15 protein-coding genes and 3 pseudogenes are annotated in these 21,614 nt (G+C 75.3%); 11 read left to right on the plus strand and 7 right to left on the minus strand.

What is annotated here, in order from left to right:
- Window positions 1-117: 117 nt before the first annotated feature.
- Window positions 118-414: pseudogene (locus ACF068_RS28700) on the plus strand (VOC family protein); the annotation flags it as partial.
- A 94-nt stretch (window positions 415-508) separates the two neighbouring features.
- Here ACF068_RS28700 and ACF068_RS28705 read toward each other — a convergent pair.
- Window positions 509-742 (minus strand): hypothetical protein, encoded by a 234-nt coding sequence (locus tag ACF068_RS28705; RefSeq protein WP_392277203.1) that lies wholly within the window; start codon window positions 740-742, stop codon window positions 509-511.
- Window positions 743-1,190: 448 nt separating this feature from the next.
- Between ACF068_RS28705 and ACF068_RS28710 the strand changes: the two are divergent.
- The 3 genes and pseudogenes from ACF068_RS28710 to ACF068_RS28720 all read left to right on the plus strand — a co-directional run.
- Window positions 1,191-1,472 (plus strand): annotated as a pseudogene (locus ACF068_RS28710) (DUF6817 domain-containing protein); the annotation flags it as partial.
- Between the two features lie 270 nt (window positions 1,473-1,742).
- Complete coding sequence (locus tag ACF068_RS28715; protein ID WP_392277220.1) at window positions 1,743-2,651, plus strand: ketopantoate reductase family protein; 909 nt, start codon at window positions 1,743-1,745, stop codon at window positions 2,649-2,651.
- 163 nt (window positions 2,652-2,814) lie between these two features.
- On the plus strand, window positions 2,815-3,732 hold the full coding sequence (locus ACF068_RS28720) for a hypothetical protein (RefSeq protein WP_392277204.1): 918 nt from the start codon (window positions 2,815-2,817) through the stop codon (window positions 3,730-3,732).
- A gap of 15 nt (window positions 3,733-3,747) precedes the next feature.
- On the opposite strand, the gene ACF068_RS28725 is transcribed toward ACF068_RS28720, so the two are convergent.
- Window positions 3,748-4,797 carry an aldo/keto reductase gene (locus tag ACF068_RS28725; protein WP_392277205.1) on the minus strand — a complete coding sequence of 350 codons (1,050 nt, stop codon included), beginning with the start codon at window positions 4,795-4,797 and terminating at the stop codon, window positions 3,748-3,750.
- Between the two features lie 225 nt (window positions 4,798-5,022).
- Between ACF068_RS28725 and ACF068_RS28730 the strand changes: the two genes are divergently transcribed.
- The gene (locus ACF068_RS28730; RefSeq protein ID WP_392277206.1) at window positions 5,023-5,913 is read left to right on the plus strand and encodes an SDR family oxidoreductase; all 891 of its coding nucleotides are present in this window, start codon (window positions 5,023-5,025) and stop codon (window positions 5,911-5,913) included.
- A gap of 138 nt (window positions 5,914-6,051) precedes the next feature.
- Here ACF068_RS28730 and ACF068_RS28735 read toward each other — a convergent pair whose 3' ends face one another.
- Together ACF068_RS28735 and ACF068_RS28740 are read right to left on the minus strand one after the other, a co-directional pair.
- Window positions 6,052-7,632: a M4 family metallopeptidase gene (locus ACF068_RS28735; RefSeq protein ID WP_392277221.1), complete on the minus strand. Its 1,581-nt coding sequence runs from the start codon at window positions 7,630-7,632 to the stop codon at window positions 6,052-6,054.
- Window positions 7,633-8,117: 485 nt separating this feature from the next.
- Window positions 8,118-9,128, minus strand: coding sequence for a ketopantoate reductase family protein (locus tag ACF068_RS28740; RefSeq protein ID WP_392277207.1), 1,011 nt, complete (start codon window positions 9,126-9,128; stop codon window positions 8,118-8,120).
- Between the two features lie 217 nt (window positions 9,129-9,345).
- Between ACF068_RS28740 and ACF068_RS28745 the strand changes: the two genes are divergently transcribed.
- From ACF068_RS28745 to ACF068_RS28770, 6 genes and pseudogenes are all read left to right on the plus strand, one after another.
- Window positions 9,346-10,044 (plus strand): class I SAM-dependent methyltransferase, encoded by a 699-nt coding sequence (locus ACF068_RS28745; protein ID WP_392277208.1) that lies wholly within the window; start codon window positions 9,346-9,348, stop codon window positions 10,042-10,044.
- A gap of 74 nt (window positions 10,045-10,118) precedes the next feature.
- On the plus strand, window positions 10,119-10,973 hold the full coding sequence (locus ACF068_RS28750) for a DMT family transporter (RefSeq protein ID WP_392277209.1): 855 nt from the start codon (window positions 10,119-10,121) through the stop codon (window positions 10,971-10,973).
- Window positions 10,974-11,261: 288 nt separating this feature from the next.
- Window positions 11,262-12,680 (plus strand): D-glucuronyl C5-epimerase family protein, encoded by a 1,419-nt coding sequence (locus ACF068_RS28755; protein WP_392277210.1) that lies wholly within the window; start codon window positions 11,262-11,264, stop codon window positions 12,678-12,680.
- 277 nt (window positions 12,681-12,957) lie between these two features.
- On the plus strand, window positions 12,958-13,164 hold the full coding sequence (locus ACF068_RS28760) for a hypothetical protein (protein WP_392277211.1): 207 nt from the start codon (window positions 12,958-12,960) through the stop codon (window positions 13,162-13,164).
- Window positions 13,165-13,256: 92 nt separating this feature from the next.
- Window positions 13,257-13,567, plus strand: a pseudogene (locus tag ACF068_RS28765) (dienelactone hydrolase family protein); the annotation flags it as partial.
- 123 nt (window positions 13,568-13,690) lie between these two features.
- A complete protein-coding gene (locus ACF068_RS28770) occupies window positions 13,691-14,161 on the plus strand; it encodes a hypothetical protein (protein WP_392277222.1) in 471 nt (156 codons plus the stop codon).
- A gap of 96 nt (window positions 14,162-14,257) precedes the next feature.
- On the opposite strand, the gene ACF068_RS28775 is transcribed toward ACF068_RS28770, so the two are convergent.
- Genes ACF068_RS28775 through ACF068_RS28785 form a run of 3 tightly spaced genes read right to left on the minus strand, consistent with a single transcriptional unit; the run spans window position 14,258 to window position 21,371 of the window.
- Window positions 14,258-16,270, minus strand: coding sequence for a hypothetical protein (locus ACF068_RS28775; protein ID WP_392277212.1), 2,013 nt, complete (start codon window positions 16,268-16,270; stop codon window positions 14,258-14,260).
- Complete coding sequence (locus ACF068_RS28780; protein WP_392277213.1) at window positions 16,267-20,199, minus strand: DUF5682 family protein; 3,933 nt, start codon at window positions 20,197-20,199, stop codon at window positions 16,267-16,269. Before ACF068_RS28780 ends, ACF068_RS28775 begins: the two co-directional genes overlap by 4 nt.
- Complete coding sequence (locus tag ACF068_RS28785) at window positions 20,196-21,371, minus strand: AAA family ATPase (RefSeq protein ID WP_392277214.1); 1,176 nt, start codon at window positions 21,369-21,371, stop codon at window positions 20,196-20,198. Before ACF068_RS28785 ends, ACF068_RS28780 begins: the two co-directional genes overlap by 4 nt.
- Window positions 21,372-21,614: the final 243 nt, after the last annotated feature.

Consider the following 21,614-nt stretch of genomic DNA (forward strand, 5'->3'; position numbering starts at 1 on the left):
CCACCTGCGGCTTGCCAGCCGGTTCACGCACGGCACAGAACGGATTCGCTTGCCGTCCTCTCGACTGGCCCCGCCACTCTTCCAGCCGGGTCCGGAGCCCGCTCACGGCGACCGTGCCCCCGCAAAGACGCCGGTTTTGCCGGTCTCAGTGGTGAGGACGGACTCTTCATCGGCTTTCAACGGGTCGACGACTACCGGGCTCCGCGCTGGCCGGACCAAGCCGTTCCCCAGCAGTTCCACCTCGACTTCGAGGTCGAGGACCTGGACGAGGCCGAGGCCCGGCTGCTGGAGCTGGGTGCCGGCAAGCCGGATCACCAGCCGGGTGAGGAGAGGTGGAGGGTCTTCACAGATCCGGCTGGTCATCCCTTCTGCCTGGTCGAAGGCAAAGAGAGCGAGCCGGCCCAAGGCAGTTGAGGACCCGGGCACCCGGGGCGCGCCCTCGCACGTTGACCCGGTCGAAGCGCGTCGTCGAGACGCTTCGTCGGGCGGCGCACGGAGCCCGCGCCGGTCAGGAAAGCAGGTGGCGGACCGCAGTGATGCCGGAGGCGATGGCGCGATCGGCGACGTTGCCGAAGCCCAGCACCAGTTGTGCGGGGGTCGTGGCGTGCGTCGAGCGGTACAGGCTCATGCCGTAGAGGCCGACGGACCGGGCCCGCGCGGCGGTGACAACGGCCTGCTCGTCGGCCAGGGGGCTGAGATGCGCGATCGCGTGGAAGCCGGCGGCCAGGCGCGACGCGGGCATGGGCCTCGGCGCGGTGGGTTTCGCGCTGCTCGCGGACCGGACCGGCTACCCCCTGGCGTTCGCCCTCAGCGCCGTACTGATGCTGAGCGCCGTGGTCCCGGCATGGCGCGACCGCGGCGACAGGGGGGGCAGGACCGGCCGGGTCGGCCCTCCGCTGCCGGAGGCCCCGCCCCAGCCAGGAGCCGGGGGCAGCGGCCCTCGGGGAGGGGTGGGGACCGGTAGGCGCGACGTTCGGCAACCATACGTAGGCGTCCATCCCGCGGACACCCAAGGCAAGACTTAGGACCGGAGAAGCAAACCCTAGGATTGACTGGGGTGTTGGGGCGCTCGATGATCAGTAAGGGGTCGGCCCAGGGCGGCAACCCGCCTCCGCGCCTTCGCGACGAATCGCACCTGAAGGCGGGGGGAGGCGGGTGCCGACCCGCCCACACAGAGAGGACCACCTCCCTTGTCCACATCACCCCCGGCCTTCGCCCACGCCATCGCGCTCCTTCGCGAGCTCGGTGCCGCAGATCTCGATCACCCGGGCGGCACCCTCCTCGCCCACCTGACACGCGTACAGGAACGACTCGCCGCGTGGGGCGCTCGTCCCGCTCTGCAACTGGCCGGCCTGTGCCACGCGTTCTACGGAACCGACGGCTTTCCCACGGCGTTGCTGCCACCGGACCGCCGAAGTGAACTGGCCGCGGTGATCGGAACCGAGGCCGAAGAGCTCGTCTACGCCTATGCCGGCTGCGACCGGGACGCCTCCTACCCGAACCTGGCCCAGACCGATGCCCCGATCCGGGACCGGTTCACCGGCCGCGTCTTCACCCCCAGCCTTGAGCTGAGGCGGGACCTTGCCGAACTGACCGCAGCCAACGAACTGGACATCGCCCATGTCGACCCTGACTTCCGCCTGAAGTGGGGGCCCGGTCTCCTCACCCTGTTCACGCGCTTCGGACCACTGCTGACCGCATCCGCATGGAAGGATTGCCGCGCCGTGCTCACACCCTCCCCGCTGGTTACGGAAGTCTCAGCCCGCGCGTGGACCGTGGCCGTCCTCGGACCGGGAGGCGTCGGCGGCCTGCTGGCCGCGCTGCTGTCCCGCGCCGGACACCGGGTGATCTGCTTGGCGGGAGAGGCAACGGCATATGCGCTGCGGCGGGACGGCCTCCACGTGCGCAGCGCTCAGTTCGGTGACTTCGACGCCCAGGTTGAGGTGGACACCGAGCTGCGCGAGCCGGTCGATCTGTGCCTGGTCACCGTCAAGCAGACCGCCCTCGAAGAGGCACTGGTTCGGGTACCGCTCGGTTTCGTCCAGGATGGCCTTGTGCTGCCATTGCTCAACGGCATCGAGCACACGGCCGCGCTGCGTCGGCGCTACGGCGCACAGCCGGTCGTCCCCGGCGCCATCCGCGTCGAATCGACCCGCGTCGCTCCGGGGAGCATCGAGCACGGCAGCCCGTTCACCGAGATCGACCTCGCCGGACCGGCGGCACGCCTTGCTCCGCTGGCGACGATGCTCACAGCCGCCGGCGTGCACGTCCGCGTGAGTGAGGACGAGAGTGCCACTCTCTGGGGCAAGTTCGCCTTCCTCGCCCCCTTCGCGCTGCTCACCACCCGCTACGGACTCACCATCGGCGGTGTACGGACGCGGCACCGCAAGGAACTGGTGGCTCTCGTCGAGGAGGCCGCAGCCGTCAGCTCTGCCAGCGGCGCACCGGTCGACCCGGCCCAAACCCTCACGAGGTACGACGCGTTTCCGCCGGACAGCAAGTCTTCGATGCAGCGAGACGCCGAGGCCGGCCGGCCGCTGGAACTGGATGCGATCGGCGGGGCGTTGCTGCGCGCAGCAGCGCGGCACGCGGTCGCCGTGCCGGTCACGGCACGGCTGGTGGACGAGCTCACGAAGGCACCCCATCCGTGACCTTCTGTACCCACCGCCCGGGGTCCGGGGATCACTGGTCAAGGACGCTGGTGAGGAGTCCGTTCATCAGCAGGCACACCGCACCGTGTTCCGGCGGCGGCCCGGGGCACCTTGTCCGGGAACCGCTGGTGCGGTGCCGGGCGCCCGGCACAGAATGCGGGGCATGGACCCCGCCACGGACACCGCCCCCGCCTCCCCGGACCTCGCCACGGACACCGCCCCCGCCTCCCCGGCCGAGCGCACCGCCCGTCTGCTGTGGACGCTGGCCGAACCGGTGCACGCGGTCACGTACTTCGCGCCGGAGTGCCGCGCGGCGTTCGAGGAGGCGGGGCTTCGTGGCTTCTGGCGCGGCTACTTCGCCGGCCGGGCGGCTCCGCTGGGCGCGGTGGGGCCGGCGCCGGTCACCGCCGCCTTCTTCTCGTTCGCGCCCGGCATGGTGGCCCGGGCCCTGCCGTCCGTCTGGGACACCGTCACCCCGGAGAAGGCGCTGCACATACGGGCCGAAGGTGCCCGGGCGGCGCTCACCCGGCTGCTCGCGGGCCGGGAGCGGGAGGCGGAGCACGCGGCCGCCTCGCTGGCCCGGTACGTGACCGGCCTGGACTGCGCCGGCCGCCCGCTCGCCGCGGTGAACGCGGCACTGCGCCGCCCGGACGACCCGCTCGCCCTGCTGTGGCACGCGGCGACCGTCCTGCGCGAGCACCGGGGTGACGGCCATGTGGCCGCGCTCGTCGCGGCGGACCTGGACGGTTGCGAGGCGCTGGTGCTGCGGGCCGGAACCGACCTGCCGCGCGCCGAGCTGCAACCGTACCGGGGCTGGACGGACGGGGAGTGGGAGGCCGCGGCCGCGCGGCTGGCCGGTCGCGGGCTGCTGGACGCCGCCACGGGGCGGGCCACGGCCGCGGGCCGCCGCGCCCACGCGTCCGTGGAGGCGGCGACCGACCGCGCGGCGGCCCGTCCGTGGCACGCCCTGCCCCCGCACGAGGCCACGGGGCTCCTGGCCGCGCTCACCCCGCTCTCGGAAGCCTGCGCGACGGCGCTGCGCTTCCCCAACCCGATCGGCCTGCCCGACCGCCGCGCGTGACGCCCGGGGGCGGGTTCAGACGGCGGACCTGGATCCGGCCGGGCGCCGCCGCAGCGCCGGCGTGGTGAGCGACGGCGGGGCCCAGACACCGTCCGGAGGGTAGACGTCGGTCCCGGGCGGGACGATGGCGTCGATCCTGTCGAGGGCGGCGTCGTCCAGCCGTACGGACGCTCCGTCGAGGGTGTCGCGCAGTTGCCCCATCGTGCGCGGGCCGATGATCACCGAGGTGACGGCGGGGTGGGCGAGCGGGAAGGCGACGGCCAGGTGCGGCAGGGAGCAGCCCAGGTCCTCGGCCACGGCGACGAGCCGCTCGACGGCGTCCAGTTTGGCCGCGGTGCGTGGTGCCGCCGGATCGAAGCGGTCCGGGTGCAGGGTGGGGCGTCCGCTGCTCATATCGACGGCCCGGCCCTTGCGGTAACGGCCCGTCAGGAAGCCCGAGGCCAGCGGGCTCCACGTGAGCACGCCCATGCCCAGCCGCTGCGCCACGGGCAGTACGTGCCGCTCGACGCCCCTCGCCAGCAGCGAGTAGGGCGGCTGCTCGGTGCGGAACCGCTGGAGACCGCGGCGGTCGGCCACGTGGTACGCCTCGACGATCTGGTCCGCGGGGAAGGTGGAGCAGCCGAACGCCCTGATCTTCCCCTGGCGCACCAGATCGGTCAGGGCGGAGAGCGTCTCCTCCACGTCGGTGGTGTGGTCCGGCCGGTGCACCTGGTACAGGTCTATCCAGTCCGTTCCCAGCCGGCGCAGGCTCTCCTCCACCTCCCGGACGATCCAGCGCCGTGAGTTGCCGCCCCGGCCGGGCCCGTCCCCCATGGGGAAGTGCACCTTGGTGGCGAGCACCACGTCGTCGCGCCGGCCCTTGAGCGCCTTGCCGACGATGGTCTCGGACTCCCCCGCCGAGTACATGTCGGCGGTGTCGACGAAGTTGATGCCCGCGTCCAGCGCGGCGTGGACGATCCGGACGCACTCGTCGTGGTCGGTGTTGCCGACGGCTCCGAACATCATGGTGCCGAGGCAGTAGGGGCTGACCGTGATGCCGGTCCCGCCCAGTACGCGGTGGCGCATGCGACTCTCCCTGGAATCGTCCCTCGTGGCTGTCCCTCGGGGGCTGTCCCTCGGGGCTGCCGGCGACCCTACGAGTTGGAGTCCGCTCCATGGCAAGCCCCGCCTCGCGGGGGACACGGCGCCCGGCGCTGCGGGTGCGGTCGCCGGGACCGGCCGTCAGGCTGGGAGCCGGTGGGCCGGTGGGCGGTGGGCCGGTGGATCACATGGAGGAGCGGGAGTCGTCGTATGGGAACGCAGGAGAGCCCGTTGTACGGCCGTACGGCGGTCGTGACGGGGGCGGCCCGGGGTCTGGGCGAGGCGATCGCGGTGCGCCTGGCCGAGCGCGGGGCGCGGGTGGCCCTGCTCGGGCGTGAGGAAGGGACCCTGGCGGCGGTACGCGAACGCCTCCCGACCGAGTCGGTGTGCTGGGAGGTCGACATCACGGACGACACCCGGATGGCCGAGGTCGCCGCGGAGGTGACGGAGCGGCTGGGACCGCCGTCCGTGGTCGTGGCGAACGCCGGACTGGCGGAGGGAGGGCCCTTCCACCGCTCGGACCCCGCCGTCTGGCGGCGGGTCGTCGAGGTGAACCTGGTGGGCAGCGCCATCACCGCGCGCGTGCACCTGCCGGCGCTGTTCGAGACCCGGGGCTACTTCCTCCAGGTCGCGTCGCTGGCCTCCATCGGTGCCTCGCCGATGATGAGCGCGTACTGCGCCTCCAAGGCGGGCGTGGAGTCGTTCTGCCACTCGCTGCGCGCCGAGGTCGCCCACCGCCGTGTGGCCGTCGGCATCGCGTACATCAACTGGACGGACACGGACATGATCCGGGACGTCGACGCCCACGCGGTGCTGCGGGAGCTGCGCGGCCACATGCCGCCCCCGGCCAGGAAGGTGTACCCGGCGCCCTACGTCGCCGAGCGGCTGGTCCGCGCGGTCGAACGGCGGCGTCCCTCGGTCTACGTACCGTCCTGGCTGCGCGCGACGCAGCTCGTGCGGGCCGCGATGCCGCCGGTGGTGACGGCGCTGTCGCGCCGGGAGCTGCCCCGGCTGGCCAGGGAGCACCCGTTCGAGGCCACCGGTCTCCTCGGCGCGGGCGGCGAGGCCGACGCCTCGGCGTCCCGCCCTCCCGGACGCTGACGTCCCGGGCGCGCGGCGAGCGCCAGGGCCGGTGCGCCGCCGACCGGGGTCACACCGAGGTGGTCCTCCACGGGTACGGCGGCGCGGGGACCGTGCCGCCGTACCCCGGTGGACCGTCGGCGAACCGGCGGTGAACCGTTACTTCACGTTGACGGCCGCCCAGGCGCGGTTGACGGCCTGGTACTCGGCGCTGTTCGCGCCGTACAGGTCCGTCGCCGCCTGGAGCGTGGCCGTGCGGGCGCCGGCGTAACCCGTGGTGGACGTCATGTAGGTCGTCAGGGCCTTGTACCAGACGTGGTAGGCCTTGGCGCGGCCGATGCCGGTGACCGAGCCCCCGTCGTAGGTGGGCGAGTTGTAGCTCACGCCGTTGATCGTCTTGGCGCCGCTGCCCTCCGACAGGAGGTAGAAGAAGTGGTTGGCGACACCCGACGAGTGGTGCACGTCGAGCCGGCCCACGGACTTCGACCAGTTGTCGGCGGAGCTGCCGTCCTTGCTCGGCTTGTCCATGTAGCGCAGCGGGGTGCCGTCGCCCCGGATGTCGATCTTCTCGCCGATGAGGTAGTCGCCGGTGTCGTTGGCGTTGTTGGCGAAGAACTCGACGGAGGTGCCGATGATGTCGCTGGTCGCCTCGTTGAGACCGCCCGATTCGCCGCTGTAGCGGAGGCCGGCGGTGCGGGAGGTCAGGCCGTGGGTCATCTCGTGGCCGGCCACGTCGATGGAGGTGAGCGGCCGGCTGTTGCCGGCGCCGTCCCCGTACGTCATGCAGAAGCACTGGTCGGACCAGAAGGCGTTGACGTACGCGTTGCCGTAGTGGACGCGGGAGTAGGCGGCCTTGCCGTCGCCGGCGATGCCGTTGCGCCCCAGCTCGTTCTTGTAGAAGTCCCAGGTGAGGGCAGCGCCGTAGTGGGCGTCGGCGGCGGCGGTCTGGCGGTTGGAGGCCAGGCCGTTGCCCCAGACGTCGTCGGCGTCGGTGAACAGGGTGCCGGTGCCCGTAGTGCCGCCGTTCAGGTCGTACGTCTTGTGGCCGCCGCGGGCACCGTCGGTGAGGGTGTAGCCGGAGGTGCCGGGCGTGGTGCCGAGCGGGACGGTGCCGCTGTACTGGCTGGTGCCCGTACCGGTCTCGATCGCCTCGTAGGTGTGCAGCCGCTTGCCCGTGGTGGCGTCGGTGATGACGTGCAGTTCGCTCGGGGTGCCGTCGTGCTGGAGCCCGTGGACGACGGTCTCGTAGGCGAGGGTGGGCTTGCCGGTGGCAGCCCACACCACCTTGCGGGGCGCGTCGGTGGTGGCCTTCGCCGCCGGGGCGTCCTCGGCGGCGGCGGTCAGCGCGCCCTTGCGGGCGCCGGCCGGAGTGACGGCCGCGTCGGTGCTCGCGACGGCGATACGGGCGCCGGTCGCCTTGGTGACGCCCTTGTTCCTGCCGTCCTTGGCGGTGTGGACGACGAGGTCACCGCCGAGCACGGGCAGGCCGGCGTAGGTGCGCTCGTAGCGGGTGTGCACCGTGCCGTCGGCGTCCTTGACGACGTCGCGGACGACGAGCTTCTCGACCGCGGTGTCCAGGCCGATGGTCCGGGCGGTGGTGGGAGCGCCGGCCTGGGCCTGCTGGAGGGCGGCCACCCGCTGGGAGGCGCTGAGCGGGGCGGCGGCGCCCGGGGCCGGGGCGCCCCCTTCGCGGTCCACGGAGGCGGTGGCGGTGCCCGCCTGGACACCGATGACGACCATGGCGGCGGAGGCGGCGAGGGCGGCGGCGCGTATGGAAACGCGGGAGGTGCGGGAGTACGGGGACACGATGGTCTCCTTCTCTCGGTCCGTGGGGGTGGTGGGGATGGCTGCGAGAGTGCCAGGAGATGACCATCGGTTGACAGATATTGATCAAGTATTTGACCAGCTCTTGTCCTAAGGGCGCAGACCAACGTTCGCTATGCGGACAGGAGTTGGTGTGTTCCCCGTGTTTGCGCCCAACCGCTCACAGGTGTCCGGGTTGCGGCCCTCTGCGATGGTGACGGCTGATCCGGCCGTCCTCGGGCGAGGCGTGCTCTTCTCACTCCCCAACTCCCCCAACTCCGCCACGGGGCCGGGCGCGTACGGCGGCAGCGGTCCGGGGCGGCCGATGGGGAGACGGCGCGGTCAGGAGGGGACCACGCGGTCGAGGGAGGCTGCGGCGGAGTCAGGTGGTGGCGGCGCGGTCGAGGGAGGCGGTGACGCGGTCAGCTGGTGGCGGCGCGGCCCGCCGCCTCGTCGGCGAGGGCGGTGAGGTCCCGCACGGACATGGCGCCCGGCGGGAGACCCTTGCGGGCGAAGATGTTGGCGGCGTGGCGCAGCACGTCGTTCACCGGGGTCGGTACGCCGTGCAGCCGGCCGAGCAGCGAGATCTCGCCGTTCAGGTAGTCCGCCTCGATGGAGCCGGTGCCGCGGGCCAGGCTCTGCCAGGACGAGCCGCCCCGGACACCCGGCGGCTGGTCCACCCTGCCGTCGCGCGCCCGGGACTGCTCCTCCCGGGAGGCGTACGCGATGCCCGCCGCCGCGAAGGCCGCCTCGGCCTCCTCGACGGCCCGCCGCAGCAGCGCCGTTTTGGCCGGGTCCGGTTCCGGGCCGGTGGTGGCCTGGATCGCGTTGCCCAGGTTGTCGAGCAGCTTGGCGTACTTCCACCGCATCACGTCGTCGACGACCGGCGCCCCGAAGCCGGCGGCGACGAGGTCGTCCGCCACCCGCCCCGCCAGCGGATCGCTGCCGCCGGCCGCGAGCCCGACGTGCAGGATGCCGGTCAGGGGCGCGCACAGGGCGGACACGGCGCCCGGCCGCAGGAACGTCGACGGGAGCCAGACGCACACCCCGTACACCCGGGCGAACCGCCGCAGCGCGAGCCGTTCGCTCTCCACGCCGTTCTGGAGACAGAACACCGGCAGCCGCTGGGCCGCCGTGCCACCGCCCGCCACTTCAGCCTCGCCCCACGTGTCGAGCGCGTCGAGGGCGTGCTGGGTCTTCACCGCGAGCAGGAGTACGTCGTCGCGCCGCAGAGCCCCCAGGTCGGCGGGGCCGGTCGCGACCGGCGGCCGGTGCACACGGGTGCCGTCCGCGGTGGTGAGCCGCAGCCCGTCCGCCCGCAGGGCCTCCGCCTGTGCGCCCCGCGCCACCAGGACGACGTCCTTGCCGGCCTGGACGAGCCGGCCGCCGACCGTGGCGCCGACCGCGCCCGCACCGATGATGATGTACCGCATGGGGGTGAGCCTCGCACACCGCCCGCCGACGTCCTGCCGCGACTCCCCCGGTCCCGCGCCCGGCCCCGCGCCGGGCCCTGGCACCGCCCCGCCGCACGGCGCGGTCGGCGGGGACCCTGGCCGGTGGCGGGGACCGCGGATACCGTCGGGTCCCGGGCCCCGGGTCCGGTTCCCGGTCCGGTTCCGGTCCGGACCCGGGCGACACGGAGGAGGACGGGTGGGCGAGAGCCGAAGCCAGGGACGGGTCGAGGGCGAGGGCGACCGTGTGGGGGAGGGCCAGGCGCCACGGTCCGCGAGGGTGTCCGCCGCCGACGTGTTCGACGCGGTGGGCGCCCGTTACGAGGAGGTCTTCGCCGGCGTACCGGGCCAACTGGCCGCCCTGGACTGGCTCGCCGGCTGCCTGCCGCCCGGCGCGCGCGTCCTGGACGTGGGCAGCGGCACCGGCCGGCCCGTCGCCGAAACCCTGGCCGGGGCGGGGTTCGCGGTCACCGGGATCGACGTGTCGGCGGAGATGGTCCGGCTGGCCCGGGAGCGGGTCCCGGCCGCCTCCTTCGAGCAGGCGGACGTGCGCGCCTACCGGCCGCCGGAGGGCGGGTACGACGCGGTGTGCGCGTTCTTCCCCCTGCTGGTGATGGACCAGCCCGAGGTGGAACGGTCCCTGGCGCGGATGGCGTCCTGGGTGGTTCCGGGCGGTGCGTTCGCCATGGCCACCGTGCCCGGGGACATCAGGGGCCTGGACATCGTGTGGATGGGCCATCCGGTCACCGTCAGCAGCCTCGCCACCGAGGACCAGCTGCGGGTGCTGCGGGAGGCCGGGCTGGAGGTCGTCCACCACCACACCGCGCTCTACCGGCCGCACGGTCCCGGCGCGGAACCCGAACCCCATCTCTACGTCCACGCCCGGCGTCCCGGGTAACCCTCCGGCGACGCGGCCGGGGCCCGGCCGTGTCGTGACCGCCGGCGGGCCCCGCGTCCGACGAGGATCGGTGGATGGGCGTCCTCCTCCCCACCCTCTTCGCGCTGTGCGCGGCGGCCGCCAACGCCGTCGCCACCGTCCTCCAGCGGCGCGCCACCCTGACCGTCCCCCAGGCACAGGGCCTCCGCCCGCGGATGCTGCTCGACCTGCTGCGACGCCCCGTCTGGCTGGCCGGCATCCTGGCCGTCATCGTCGCCGGCGTCGGCCAGGCGGCCGCCCTGGCGACCGGTCCGCTGACTCTGGTGCAGCCGCTGTTCATCATGGAACTGCCGCTCGCCCTGCTCATCGGCTCCCTGGCGGACCGTCAGCGGCTCCCGCCCCGACTGTGGGGCGCCGTGGCCGCCGTGGTCGTGGGCCTGGTGGTCGCCCTGCTGGCGGCCTCGCCGAGCGGCAACCGCACACGGGTGCCGCTCGACCGGTGGATCCCCACGCTGGCGGTCTGCGCCGTGGTGGTACTGGTCCTCACGGCCGCCGCCCTGCGGAGGCCGCCGGGGGTGGCGCGCGCCGCCTGCCTCGGGGCGGCCACCGCGGTGTGCTACGCCCTGACGGCCACGCTGATGAAGACCTCGATGCACATCCTCGACGACGAGGGCGTGGGCGCGTTCTTCAGCACCTGGCACACCTACGCCTTCGCGCTCTGCGGAATCTGCGCGCTCCTGCTCCTCGAACACGCCCTGCAAGGCGGGCCGCTCGTGGCGTCCCAGCCCGCGCTCACCCTCGGGGACGCGACCGTCAGCCTGACCCTGGGCGTGCTGCTGTACGAGGAACACGTACGCACGGGCTGGTGGCTCGTGCCGGAACTGGCCGCGGTCGCGCTCATCGTCGCCGGGGTGTTCGCCCTGGCCCGCGCCGGCGCCACCGCCGCCTGAGCGCCCCGCCCGGGCGGGCGGTGGGGGTGCGCGGCTTCACCCGGATGCCCGGGCCCACCGTGGAGGTCCCACACCTGTACGACGGGGGCGGATACGCTCGATTCCGCGCGAGGCCCTCCCCCCGAGCGAGCCTCCGTACTCCCCTCCCCTCCCCTCCCCTCACCTCCCCTCACGGCTCCGGCTCCCGCTCTGCCACACCCGGCCGCGGCCGCTCCCCCCACAGCCCCGATGGCCGACGACGGCCCCGATGAACCCCATGGGCGGGGCCTTCCTCTGTCCGGAGACTCCATGAAACAGGCCGGCTACCGGCTCGTCACCGATCTGCCCGACGGCTTGCGTCCCTGGCGGGACCGCCCGGTCAAGTGGGCCAACGTCTCACCGTCGACCGGCCCCTACCGGCTGGACGCGGCCGGTGTGTACCGGTACTTCCCGGGTGGCGGCAGCGTCGGCCACGACCATCCCGTCGGTCAGGCGCAGTTCGGACTCGGCTGCGTCGCAAGCCACCGCACCGAGCCCGACCCCGCCCGCAAGGCCCTGTTCCTCACCCGGGCCCGGGCGCAGGCCGACCGGCTCATCGCCCGGCGCAAGGAGGCGCGCGGCGCCTGGTGGTTCCCCTACGGCTTCGACTTCACGCACCAGGTCCACTCCGGGGTCGACTACCGGGCCCCCTGGTACTCCGGCATGGCCCAGGGCGAGGTGCTCAGCCTGTTCGTGCAGCTCGCCCAACTGGACACCCTCGGCGCCGCCGACCGGGACCGGTACCGCCAGGCCGCGGACCGCACGTTCCCCTCGCTCCAGGTCCTCGACGACGGCGTCCCGTGGGCCGTGAACGTCGACAACGCGGGCTACGCGTGGATCCAGGAGTACCCGGGCGCGCAGCCGGACGCCGGGGACTACACGTACAACGGGATGATCTTCGCGATGTTCGGGCTGTACGACTACCACGTCGCCACAGGCAGCGGCCCCGCGGCCGACCTGTACGACGCGTGCGCGACGACCATCGCCCGGTACTTCCCGCTGCTGCGGAACAAGCGCTGGTACTCGTACTACTGCCAGACCCACCGCATCCCCGCGCCCACCTACCACCAGCACCACATCCACCTGTTCCAGCAGCTGCACCGGCAGACCGGCAGCCCCGACTTCGCCGAGCACGTCGACCGGCTCGTGGACGACTTCCCGGCGCCCGGTGTGCGCGGCACGATCGCGTTCCGGGCGGGCACGCACACGCTCCTGCGGTTCGACACGGCGCCCGGCGGCGCCTGGACGTCGGGCGGGGACGACGTCCAGCTCAAGCGGCGCACGGTCATGTTCTCCCGCGACACCCGGGCGCCGGCCGCCATGCGGCGCCGGATCCGGGGGCGCGGCGTCCACTACCTGATCGGCGCCGGATCCTACGCCGGCTGGTGGGTCGGCGAGTTCTGGCCGAAGAGCTACCTGCTCGGCGAGCTGCTGCCCACTCCGTACCGGCCCACGCGCGCGCTGACCTTCCCCGGCGGCGACGTACCGGTGGAGACGTACCGGATCACCGCCGACGGCACCGTGGCGGCCACCGAGACGGTCGCTTCCTCCGAGCCGGTACAGGTGCAGGCCGACCGGCGGTCCGTGGTCAACGGCCGGGCCATGTTCCGGATCGCCGCCGGCGGCCGCACCGGCCACTGGGTACCGGCCGCGTCCGTCACGTCGGACACCCGGCCCGCCGTCGGCTGAGACGGCCGGAACGGGCGGGGCGCGCGATCGGCCGGAACAGGCGGAGGGCCGTCGGCCGGGGCGCGTGATGCGACCTTGCCGAGCACCTGAGCGTTTTTCGGTCGTGACCCTGTTGCGTGGCCGAAACCGATGCCATGCTGTGGGTCGCGCGACCGCCCGGCGTCCCGCCGGACGGCAGTGCGACGGCCCCGCCCGGGGTGCAGCCATGGGTGGGGCCGCGCCGCCTCCCGGCTCCCCACGGGAGGCCAGGCGCGTGTGCCCCGACGTGGAGGTGCTGATGAGCGACGAGTACGGCTTCCGGTCCCCCTCACCCGCCGACCGGTGCGCCGTCCGCACCGTGGTGCCGGTGTCCGAAAGGCCCCTGACCGACGAGGACCTCCTGGCGAGGTACCCGGCCTTGCGCGAGGTCGCGGAGCGCTGGGCGGCCCAGGAGCGTCCGCCCGGGCGGGCGGGAACCCGCTCGCCCGACTCCGCGTGGCACTGACCCGCACCCACCCCGCTCACGCGTGACCGAGCCGTTCCGCCGAGGGTGAAGAACGGCCCGCGCGGGTGCGGCGGCGACAACGGTCCGTCGGCATGACCACGGTCACCACTCGCACGGTCACCACTCGCACGGTCACCTACCCGGCCGACGGCCTGACGATGGTCGGGCACCTCTCGCTCCCCGACGGCGCGGACCGCCGGCCGGCGGTCCTGATCGGGCCCGAGGGGGCCCGGCCTGAACGACTTCCAGCGCCGCCGGGCCGACGCCCTCGCCGAACCGGGCTACGCCGTACCGGCGTTCGGCACCAACGGGAGGCGCTGGTTCACCGACCCAGGAGATGCCGGCGTACGTCACCCCGCTGCTCGCCGGCCCCGACCGGATGCGGGGCCTCGGCCGGGCGGCCGGCCACGCCCCCGGCCCGTACGACGGCCCGCGCACCCCCCGGGCGGGGTGGTGCGGACCGGCTGCGGGAGCGCGGCGGACGTGCGAACCTGGACATGAGCCCACGGACGAGGCGGGTCGTCGGATGGACATCGAACTCACCTATCACAGAGGGCTGTGGCGCCGGATCGGCGACGTGGACATCACGTACGGCCGGCGGGCGTGGCTGGACAGCCGGCCCCGCGGCCTGGGCGCGTGGACCCTCGAGTACGACTCGCTCGGTTCCCGGCTGCGAGCCGTGGGGGACGCCGAGATCACCTACCGCAGGTGGAGCAACCAGCCGCTCACGGTCGGAGGGTGGACCTGCGAGCACAGCAGGTTCGGCGCGCGCCTGCTGCGCATCGGACCGCACGAGCTGCGGTACAACCGGCTCGGCAGCCGGGTGTGCGGCGTCGGCCCGCTCGAGGTCCTCTACGACCGGTTCGGCAGCCGCCCCATCCGCGTACGGCTGGGCGGCGGCGCCGAGTCGCTGACGGGCGACCTCCTCCTGGCACTGTTCCTCGCGCTGTACTGGCAGGAGGAGGCCTGGGAGGCGGCCCGCCGGTCCCGAAGCTGACCGGTGCGCCGCGCGACCGGCCCCCGGCCTCCCCGGGAGGCCGGCCGGCGGGGCCTGGGGCACGCGCTGCGCCGGGCGAGACGTCGCGGACACGACCTAGTGCCTCGACCAGGACGCGGCGACCAGGGAACGCTCCGCCGCCGCCAGGTGGGTGGCCACGGCCAGCCAGGCACGGGCGTAGGCGTCGGTGCCCGGGTCGGTGAGGCGGCCGAAGGCGTCACGGGGCCGCCGGCCCGCCTCGGCGACCAGCGCGCCGGCCCGTTCGGCGGCGGCGGTCAGCCCGGCGCGGCGCAGCGGCACCAGGCTGCCGGCCACCGCACCGTCGCGGGCCGCTTCGGCGACCGCCCGCCGGCCGCCCGACAGTCCCGTCTCCAGCAGCCCGCGCATCCGCCACAGGGGTGAGTCGGCGAGCGGATCGGGGACCGGGCCGGCGGGTCCCGCCGGGTCGTCGGCCGGCCGGCGGTCCCCGGTCGGCAGGTGGACGCCCTGGAGCCGGTCGTAGCCGAGGTCCGCCCGGCCGAGCCACTCCTCCGGCAGGCGCAGCGTGTACTCCGCGCCGGGCACCGGGCCCACCGCCAGCGCGCGCAGCGTCGCCGCGCGGGACAGGTCCGGGCGGCCCAGCACCCGCAACCGCAGCCCGGGGCACGTACGGAGCCGGCGCAGGTTCTCCGTGTGGGCCAGCTCGGGGTGCGGGTGGCCGGGGAGCAGCCGCAGCAGCGGGGCGCCGGACCGTACCGCACCGTCCTCGGCCAGTTCTCGGACCAGCAGGTGGTCGCCCACGGCGGCCACCACGGCGACGTCGCAGCCGAGCAGCGCCTCGGGGGCGCCGTCGGGGTCCGCCGTCCGGGCCGCGACGACCTGGGCCGCGGGGTGGGCGAAGAGGGCCGCCGCGGGCTCCTCCGTCCACGGAACGCCCCGCAGCGGGGTGGCCTTGACCCCCCGCCCGCTGCCCAGCCGGCCGTCCGGTGAGACGGTGGCGCCCACCACCAGCAGGCCACCGCGGGCCAGTCCGGCGTGGTCGAGCGTGGCGCCGCCGAGCGCGACCGAGGCGGAACCGGCGCCGCGCGCCCGGGCCAGGCCGCCCGGCCGGACGTCGGACACCTGGAGCGGGGTGCCGTCCGGGGTGATCAGGTGGGTCACCACGCCCCCGTACCCGGTGGCGGAGAGCACGGGCTCCCGGCACAGGCCGTACGTGCGGAGGCTGCCGCCCTCGCGGTAGGCGCGCCGGGTGGTTCCGGTGAGGGCCGGGCCGCCGGTGCCGGCCGCGACCGACCCGGTGACGTGGAGCAGTTCGCGGAAGGACTCCGTGAGGGCGGACAGCCGCAGGGCGGCGCGGCGGTCCCGGGTGTTGCGCAGACCCCGCACCACCCGGAGGGCGGCGGCCTCCGCGCGGGGAAGCCCGGCGAGCCGCGCACCGTGCGCGGCCCGCAGCAACTCGGCCTGGACCACCGCTCCGGCGGCCGGCACCCCGCCGGCGAGCGCTCCGGCGGCCGCCTGCCACAGGGCGCTCGCCGCCCGCAACTGCGCGGCGGTCGGGGGCGCGGCGGGGACGGTCGCGGCGGTCGGGGGCGGGCCGGGGACGGCCGCCGCGCCGGATGCCGTGCCCCGCGCCGGACCGGGATCCGGGTCGTCGTTCACGGCGGCGGCTTCGGTGCCGGGGCCCGTGCCGGGTCCGGGGCGGGGCGTCGCGTCGGCGCCCTGGGCGGGGTCCTGGTCCGGCCTCTGGTCCTGGTCCTGGTCCTGGTCGGGGCCGTCCTCCCCGTGCGGTTCGGCGGGCGGCAGGTCCTCGGGGCCGGCGAGCGGGGCGGCGCCGAGCACCGCGGCGCGGTGCAGGCAGCGGGGCGCCAGCAGGCAGGTGCACACGACCTGTTCGGCGCGCGTCACGACACCCGGCGGGCCGGGGTTCACCGTGACCTCGGCGTCCTCGCCGAAGCGGACCGTGAGGGTGCCGTCCGCGCCCGGCCGGGCCAGCTCGCCGCAGCTCTCGACGGCCGCGTCGAGCTTCTTGCGGAGCCGGCCGGTGAGCCCCTCGACGGCTTCCGCGAGGACCTCGGGAGCCACGGGCGGGAACGGCCCGGTGGCGGGGTCGAAGGTGCGGTCGGTGCTCAACGGGCTTCTCCACGGAGGCGGTCGCCCACCCAGCGGGCGAGGGCGAGGGGACTGAGGGCGGCCACCGGCATCCCGGCCGCGACGAGCTGCTTGGCCACGGGGACCGAATAGCGCGGGGTGCCCGTGTCGTCGAGGGCGGCACACCCGAGCAGGTGGGCGCCGGAGCCGGCCAGCGCGCGCACCTCGGCGAGCAGCCCGCCGAGCGGGGCACCTTCCTCGAAGTCGCTGACCACGACGACCAGGGTGCGGCTGGGCACCGTGATGAGCGTGCGGGCGTGCGCCAGGGCGGCCGCGATGTGGGTGCCGCCGCCGACGCGTACGTCGAGCAGCAGCGAGAGCGGGTCGTCGACCCGGTCGGTGAGGTCCACCACCTCGGTGGAGAAGGCGAGGAAGTGGGTGGACAGGGTCGGCACACCGCCCAGCACGGCGGCCGTCAGCGCGGACCACACGACCGAGGCCTCCATCGAACCGGAGACGTCGACCACGAGGACCAGCCGCCAGTCGGCCGCACGGCTCACCCGGGTGCTGAACACGGGCCGTTCGGGGACGACGACCGGGGTGCCGTCCTCCCGCAGCCGGGTGTGGGCCAGGTTGGCCCGTACGGTACGCGGCAGGTCCAGCCGCCCGCCGGGGCGGCGGGTCGGGCGGGGCGTGCTCAGTCCGGAGAGCGCCGGGCGCAACCGGGTCGCCAGCTCCCGCGACAGCTCCTCGACCAGCCGCTTCACCAGCGGGCGCAGACGCTGGAGTCGGCTTTCGGGCAGGCCGCCGGCGAGGGAGAGCACCGAGGTCAGCAGTTCCACGGACGGGCGCACGGAGGCAGGGTCCAGTTGGGTGAGCACATCGGTGCGGCCGGCGTCCGCCGCCTCGGCGAACACCTCCTCGCGGACGTCGGCACCGAACAGCGCCTCCAGTTCCTCGGACCATTCGCGGGCCGTGGGGAAGGAAGCCTCCAGCCCACCACCACCACCGCCGGTGCCGATCTCGTCCGCGCCCTCGCCGCGCCCCGCGCCGTACAGCTCGTCGAGGGCGCGCGCGTAGCGGCGGGCGTCGGCCGGCAGCCGGTCGTGCTGCCGCCCGAGCAGCAGCCGCCAGCGGTCGGCCGGGGTGATCCGCCGCACGGCGGCGGCGGGTGCGGAGTCCTTCTCCGCCGGCGCGGTGCCACCGTCCTGATCGGTGCGTCGTACGGAGTCCGCTTCCCCGGCCGCGTCGGTCCCCGCCGGGGCCGTCGGGCGCAGGCCGGCCGGCAGTGCGGCCACGGCGGTCGCCCCCGCCGCGTCGGCGGCCGCCCACAGGGCGAGGAGGGCCGGCGGGGCGTCCAGCGACAGGTCGACGCGGTCACCGAGGCGGGCGGTGACCGTGTGCAGCAGACGGTCGCGCGCGGCCGGGCCGAGCGAGTCGAACCCCCCGCGCAGCGCCGGCAGCCGGTCCAGGAACTCCCCGTCGGGCAGGCCGTCCACCCGGTCCAGCAGGGGGTCCAGGGCGGCGGAGGACGACTCGATCAGCGGTCCGGCGGCGGACAGGAGCCCGCGCAGCCGCCGGATGAGCCGGCGCCTGCCGTCCGCGTCGGTGGCGGTGTCGAGCCATCCCGCGGCACGCCGGCCCAGTTCGGCGGCCCGGTCGAGGTCGAGCAGTACCCGTACCGCCAGCGCCGCCGCCTGCATCAGCGGCGAGCCGGTGGCGGCCAGCTCGCGCAGCGCCTCGTCCAGGCGGAGGCCGAGGAAGCGGCCCGCCGCCCGGTCCGCCAGCGCCACCAGGGCGGCCGCGTCGGCGTCGTCGTCGCTTCCGGCGAGGCCCGGCAGTGCGCCGACGGCGGATTCGAGCAGTTCGGCGGCGAGTGCCGACGCGGTGGCCCGGCTCTCGGGCCGCGTGCCGGGCAGGTGCCCGCGGTGCAGCGCCTCCAGCAGGTCGACGGCTTCGAGGAGTTCGGGCAGGGTCGCCAGGGCGGGCAGGACGGCGGCGGCCTCGACGAGCCGGTCGTCGACCAGTTCGGGCAGGTCGCAGCGGGCCGCCGCGGTCAGCCCGGTGAGGATCTGGGCGCAGGTCGCCCCGCCCCCGGCGGCCTCGCGGCGGGCGGTCTCCCGCAGGGTGCCGGCCGCGGCCATGGCCGCCGTCACCCCCCGTACGCCGGCCAGGTCGAGACGGGCCGGCACGGCGGGCGTCCAGGACAGCCGCCACCGGGTGCCCAGCGCGGTGCCGTCGCCGGTCGCCGCCACCGTGAGGGGTGTGCCGTAGCCCGCACCGCACGTGGCGAGACGCTGGAGCAGGATTTCGCGGCGGCCGTCGAGTGCGGAGCGCAGGGGGTCGAGGCGGACCTCCCGGGGGTCGGGGTTCTCGGGGCACGGCAGGCGCAGCCGCGCCAGCTCGGCCTCGACGCTCGGGCCGAGGCCGGACCGGGGGGTGCGCGGGGAGAGCACCCCGCGCCCGGTGCCGACGAGCACCGTCTCCAGCGCGGCGGCCAGGGCCCGGCCCCGGCCCAGCGGTTCGCCGTGACCGAGCACGGTGGTGACGGCCTCGAGGAGCTCGCCCCGGCCGGGCGCGGGCAGCCCGCGCAGCCGGGCGAGGTCGCAGGCGAGGCGCAGGGTCTCGGCGGCCTCGCCGGTTCCGGCGGTGTGCCCGGCGGCGCGCAGCTCACGGCACACGTCGGTGACGGCACGCGCGACCGCGGCGTGCAGCCGGCCGGGATCACCCCCGGCCCGCAGGACGGCCTGCTGCCACAACGGGTCCCGGATGCCGGCGGGGTAGCCGGAGCGGGAGTCGAGCAGGTCGTACGAGTACGGAACCAGCGAGGTGACCGCACCGTCGCCCGACGGCGGGGTGGCGGGGAGGCCGGCGGCGGGGGCGCCGGGCGGGGCGGTGAGGGAGCCGGTGCGTGGGGCGGTGACGGGGGCGGCCGGCGGAGTCGGGCCGTCGTCCGGGTCGGTGACCGAGCCGTCGGAGCGCGAGGCGGTCGCCGGGTCGCCGCCGAGGACGGCGGGCGCGTCGGCGGGCCGGGCGGCGATCGGGCCACTGCCCGGGTCGGTGACCGGTGCGTCTCCCGGGGCGGGGGCGGTGAGCCGGGCGGTCTCCCGGTCGGCGACAGGGGAGCCGCCGCCAGGGGCCGTGACCGGGCCGTCGCCCGGGTCGGTGACCCGGCTCGGCGGGGACGGGGCGTCCGTATCCGCCGGCACGGGCACCGGGGTGCCGGACAGCGCGGGGGCGTGGAAGGCGCCGATGACGGCGGCGACCGTGCCGCCCCCGGCCGCGGCCTCGGCGACGACCCGGCGCATGTGCGCCTCACGGGCGAGGTCGGTGGCCGGTACCCCACCCTGGGCGGCCGCGTCCTGGCGGAGCGCCCAGCCGACGCCGAGGGCGGCCCGGCGGACCGCCTCGGGCGAGCAGCCCGGGGCCAGCACCTCGACGGCGCGGTCCCACAGGTCGTCACCGTCGCGGCCCGTACCGGCCGCGGTCAGGGCGTCGGCGTAGGAGGGCGGGGCGGTGGTTCCCCCGTCCTCCGCGGTGCCGGGTTCCGGGCCCGCGTCCGGGCCGGGGCCCTCGGGCGTACCGTCCCAGCCGCGGTCCGCCAGCGGCAGGTCGCAGCACAGCACGCGGGCGCCGCGCTCGCGGGCCCAGCGCAGGGCGGCGAGCTCCGGCGAGAAGTCCGCGAACGGGTAGAACGCGAGGCGGCCGTCCGCTCCGGCCCCGGCCAGCGCGACCGGGGCCCGGGTCTCGGGGTCCGCCAGATGGGGCAGCCAGTCCTGGAAGTCGGCGGGGAGCTCGACGCACACGACGTCGGCCCCCGAGGCGTCCAGCAGGTCCGGAACCACCGCCGCCAGAGCGGGACTGTGGTGGCGTACGCCGACGAGGAACGGCGTACGGGTCGCGGCGAGCGCCTCCACGGCGGCGCGCGGACCGGGATGCGAGGGCTGGGGCAAGGGCTCGGTCTGGGTCACCGGAGGCTCCCGCGCAGGTCCCAGAGCCGGCGCCACATGGCGGAGCCCTCCTCGGCCCGCCGGCGGACCGGTCCGTCCCAGTAGCCCAGCAGCCGGCCGTGGTCGGCGGGGTCGTCCTTGCGGACCACGCCGAGGAGGTGGCCGGGGAGCAGGTCCAGTACGTCCCCGCCGGGGAGGTAGGCGGCGGCGACGCCCAGCGAGGCGGCGACCTGCACCGCCTCGGCGGTGGACATCACCGTGCCGGGCCGCTCGACGTCCCAGCCTTCGGCGGAACGGCCGGTGCGCAGGTCGCGGAAGACGGTGACGAGGGCGTCCAGCACGGCGTCGTCCACCCCGAAGGCGGCTCCCGCGCGCTCCACCGCACCGACCGCCTGACGACGTATCAGGTCCGTCTCCGTGTCGGCGTCGGCGATGGGGTGGACGGTCTCGAAGTTGAAGCGGCGCTTGAGGGCGGCGGACATCTCGGAGACGCCGCGGTCCCGGAGGTTGGCGGTGGCGATGACGGTGAAACCGGGGGCGGCGCTGATCTGCGCCTCCTCGGCCGCTCCGAGCTCGGGGACGCTGACGCGGCGGTCGGACAGGAGGGAGACCAGGGCGTCCTGCACCTCGGGCAGGCAGCGGGTGATCTCCTCGATCCTCGCCACCCGGCCGGTGCGCATGGCGGTGAGGACGGGCGAGTCCACGAGCGCCTGGGAGGTGGGGCCCTGGGCGAGCAGCAGGGCGTAGTTCCAGCCGTAGCGGAAGGCGTCCTCGGTGGTGCCGGCGGTGCCCTGGACGGTCAGCGCGCTGGTGCCGCACACGGCGGCGGACAGGAGTTCGGACAGCAGCGACTTGGCGGTACCGGGCTCGCCGACGAGCAGGAGACCGCGTTCACCCGCGAGGGTTACCACGCAGCGTTCGACCAGGGCGCGTTCGCCCACGAACTTGGGGCCGATGACCATTCGGGCGGGAAGCCCGGCGGCCGGTGCGGGGAGGGTGAGTTCCTCGCCGTCGCTGCCGCAGACGAAGGTGACCACGGCGCGCGGGGTCAGGGCCCAGCCGGGCGGGCGGGGGCCGGTGTCCTGGGCGGTGAGGAAGGCGAGTTCGGCGGCGTACCGCTCCTCGGCGGGGAGCACCTGGCGGGCGGGGGGTGCCGCTGCCGGGGCGGGGGCGGGCTGTTCGGTGGTGGTCATCGGGCTTCCTCTGCGTCGCGGTGTCGGTGGTGCGTGACGTCGTGGTGGTGTCGGTGTCGGTGTGGTTGGGGCGTCGGTGCCGGTGGTGCGTTGGCCCCGGTGGTGAGTTGGTGCGTTGGTGGCAGTGATGCGGTGGTGCGCTGGTGCGGTGGTGCCAGTGGTGCGCTGGTGCGCTGGTGCCGGTGATGCGGTGGTGCGTTGGTGCCGGTGATGCGTTGGTGCCGGTGTCGAGGGGCGCGGGCC

This window comes from Streptomyces sp. NPDC016309 (assembly GCF_043077235.1).
Classification (GTDB): domain Bacteria; phylum Actinomycetota; class Actinomycetes; order Streptomycetales; family Streptomycetaceae; genus Streptomyces.

Coding starts and splice junctions, on each gene's coding strand:
- ACF068_RS28720 (WP_392277204.1), top strand. CDS start 2,815: ATGGACCCCGCCACGGACACCGCCCCCGCCTCCCCGGACCTCGCCACG.
- ACF068_RS28730 (WP_392277206.1), top strand. CDS start 5,023: ATGGGAACGCAGGAGAGCCCGTTGTACGGCCGTACGGCGGTCGTGACG.
- ACF068_RS28740 (WP_392277207.1), bottom strand. CDS start 9,128: ATGCGGTACATCATCATCGGTGCGGGCGCGGTCGGCGCCACGGTCGGC.
- ACF068_RS28770 (WP_392277222.1), top strand. CDS start 13,691: ATGGACATCGAACTCACCTATCACAGAGGGCTGTGGCGCCGGATCGGC.
- ACF068_RS28750 (WP_392277209.1), top strand. CDS start 10,119: ATGGGCGTCCTCCTCCCCACCCTCTTCGCGCTGTGCGCGGCGGCCGCC.
- ACF068_RS28725 (WP_392277205.1), bottom strand. CDS start 4,797: ATGCGCCACCGCGTACTGGGCGGGACCGGCATCACGGTCAGCCCCTAC.
- ACF068_RS28735 (WP_392277221.1), bottom strand. CDS start 7,632: ATGGTCGTCATCGGTGTCCAGGCGGGCACCGCCACCGCCTCCGTGGAC.
- ACF068_RS28755 (WP_392277210.1), top strand. CDS start 11,262: ATGAAACAGGCCGGCTACCGGCTCGTCACCGATCTGCCCGACGGCTTG.
- ACF068_RS28760 (WP_392277211.1), top strand. CDS start 12,958: ATGAGCGACGAGTACGGCTTCCGGTCCCCCTCACCCGCCGACCGGTGC.
- ACF068_RS28785 (WP_392277214.1), bottom strand. CDS start 21,371: ATGACCACCACCGAACAGCCCGCCCCCGCCCCGGCAGCGGCACCCCCC.
- ACF068_RS28705 (WP_392277203.1), bottom strand. CDS start 742: ATGCCCGCGTCGCGCCTGGCCGCCGGCTTCCACGCGATCGCGCATCTC.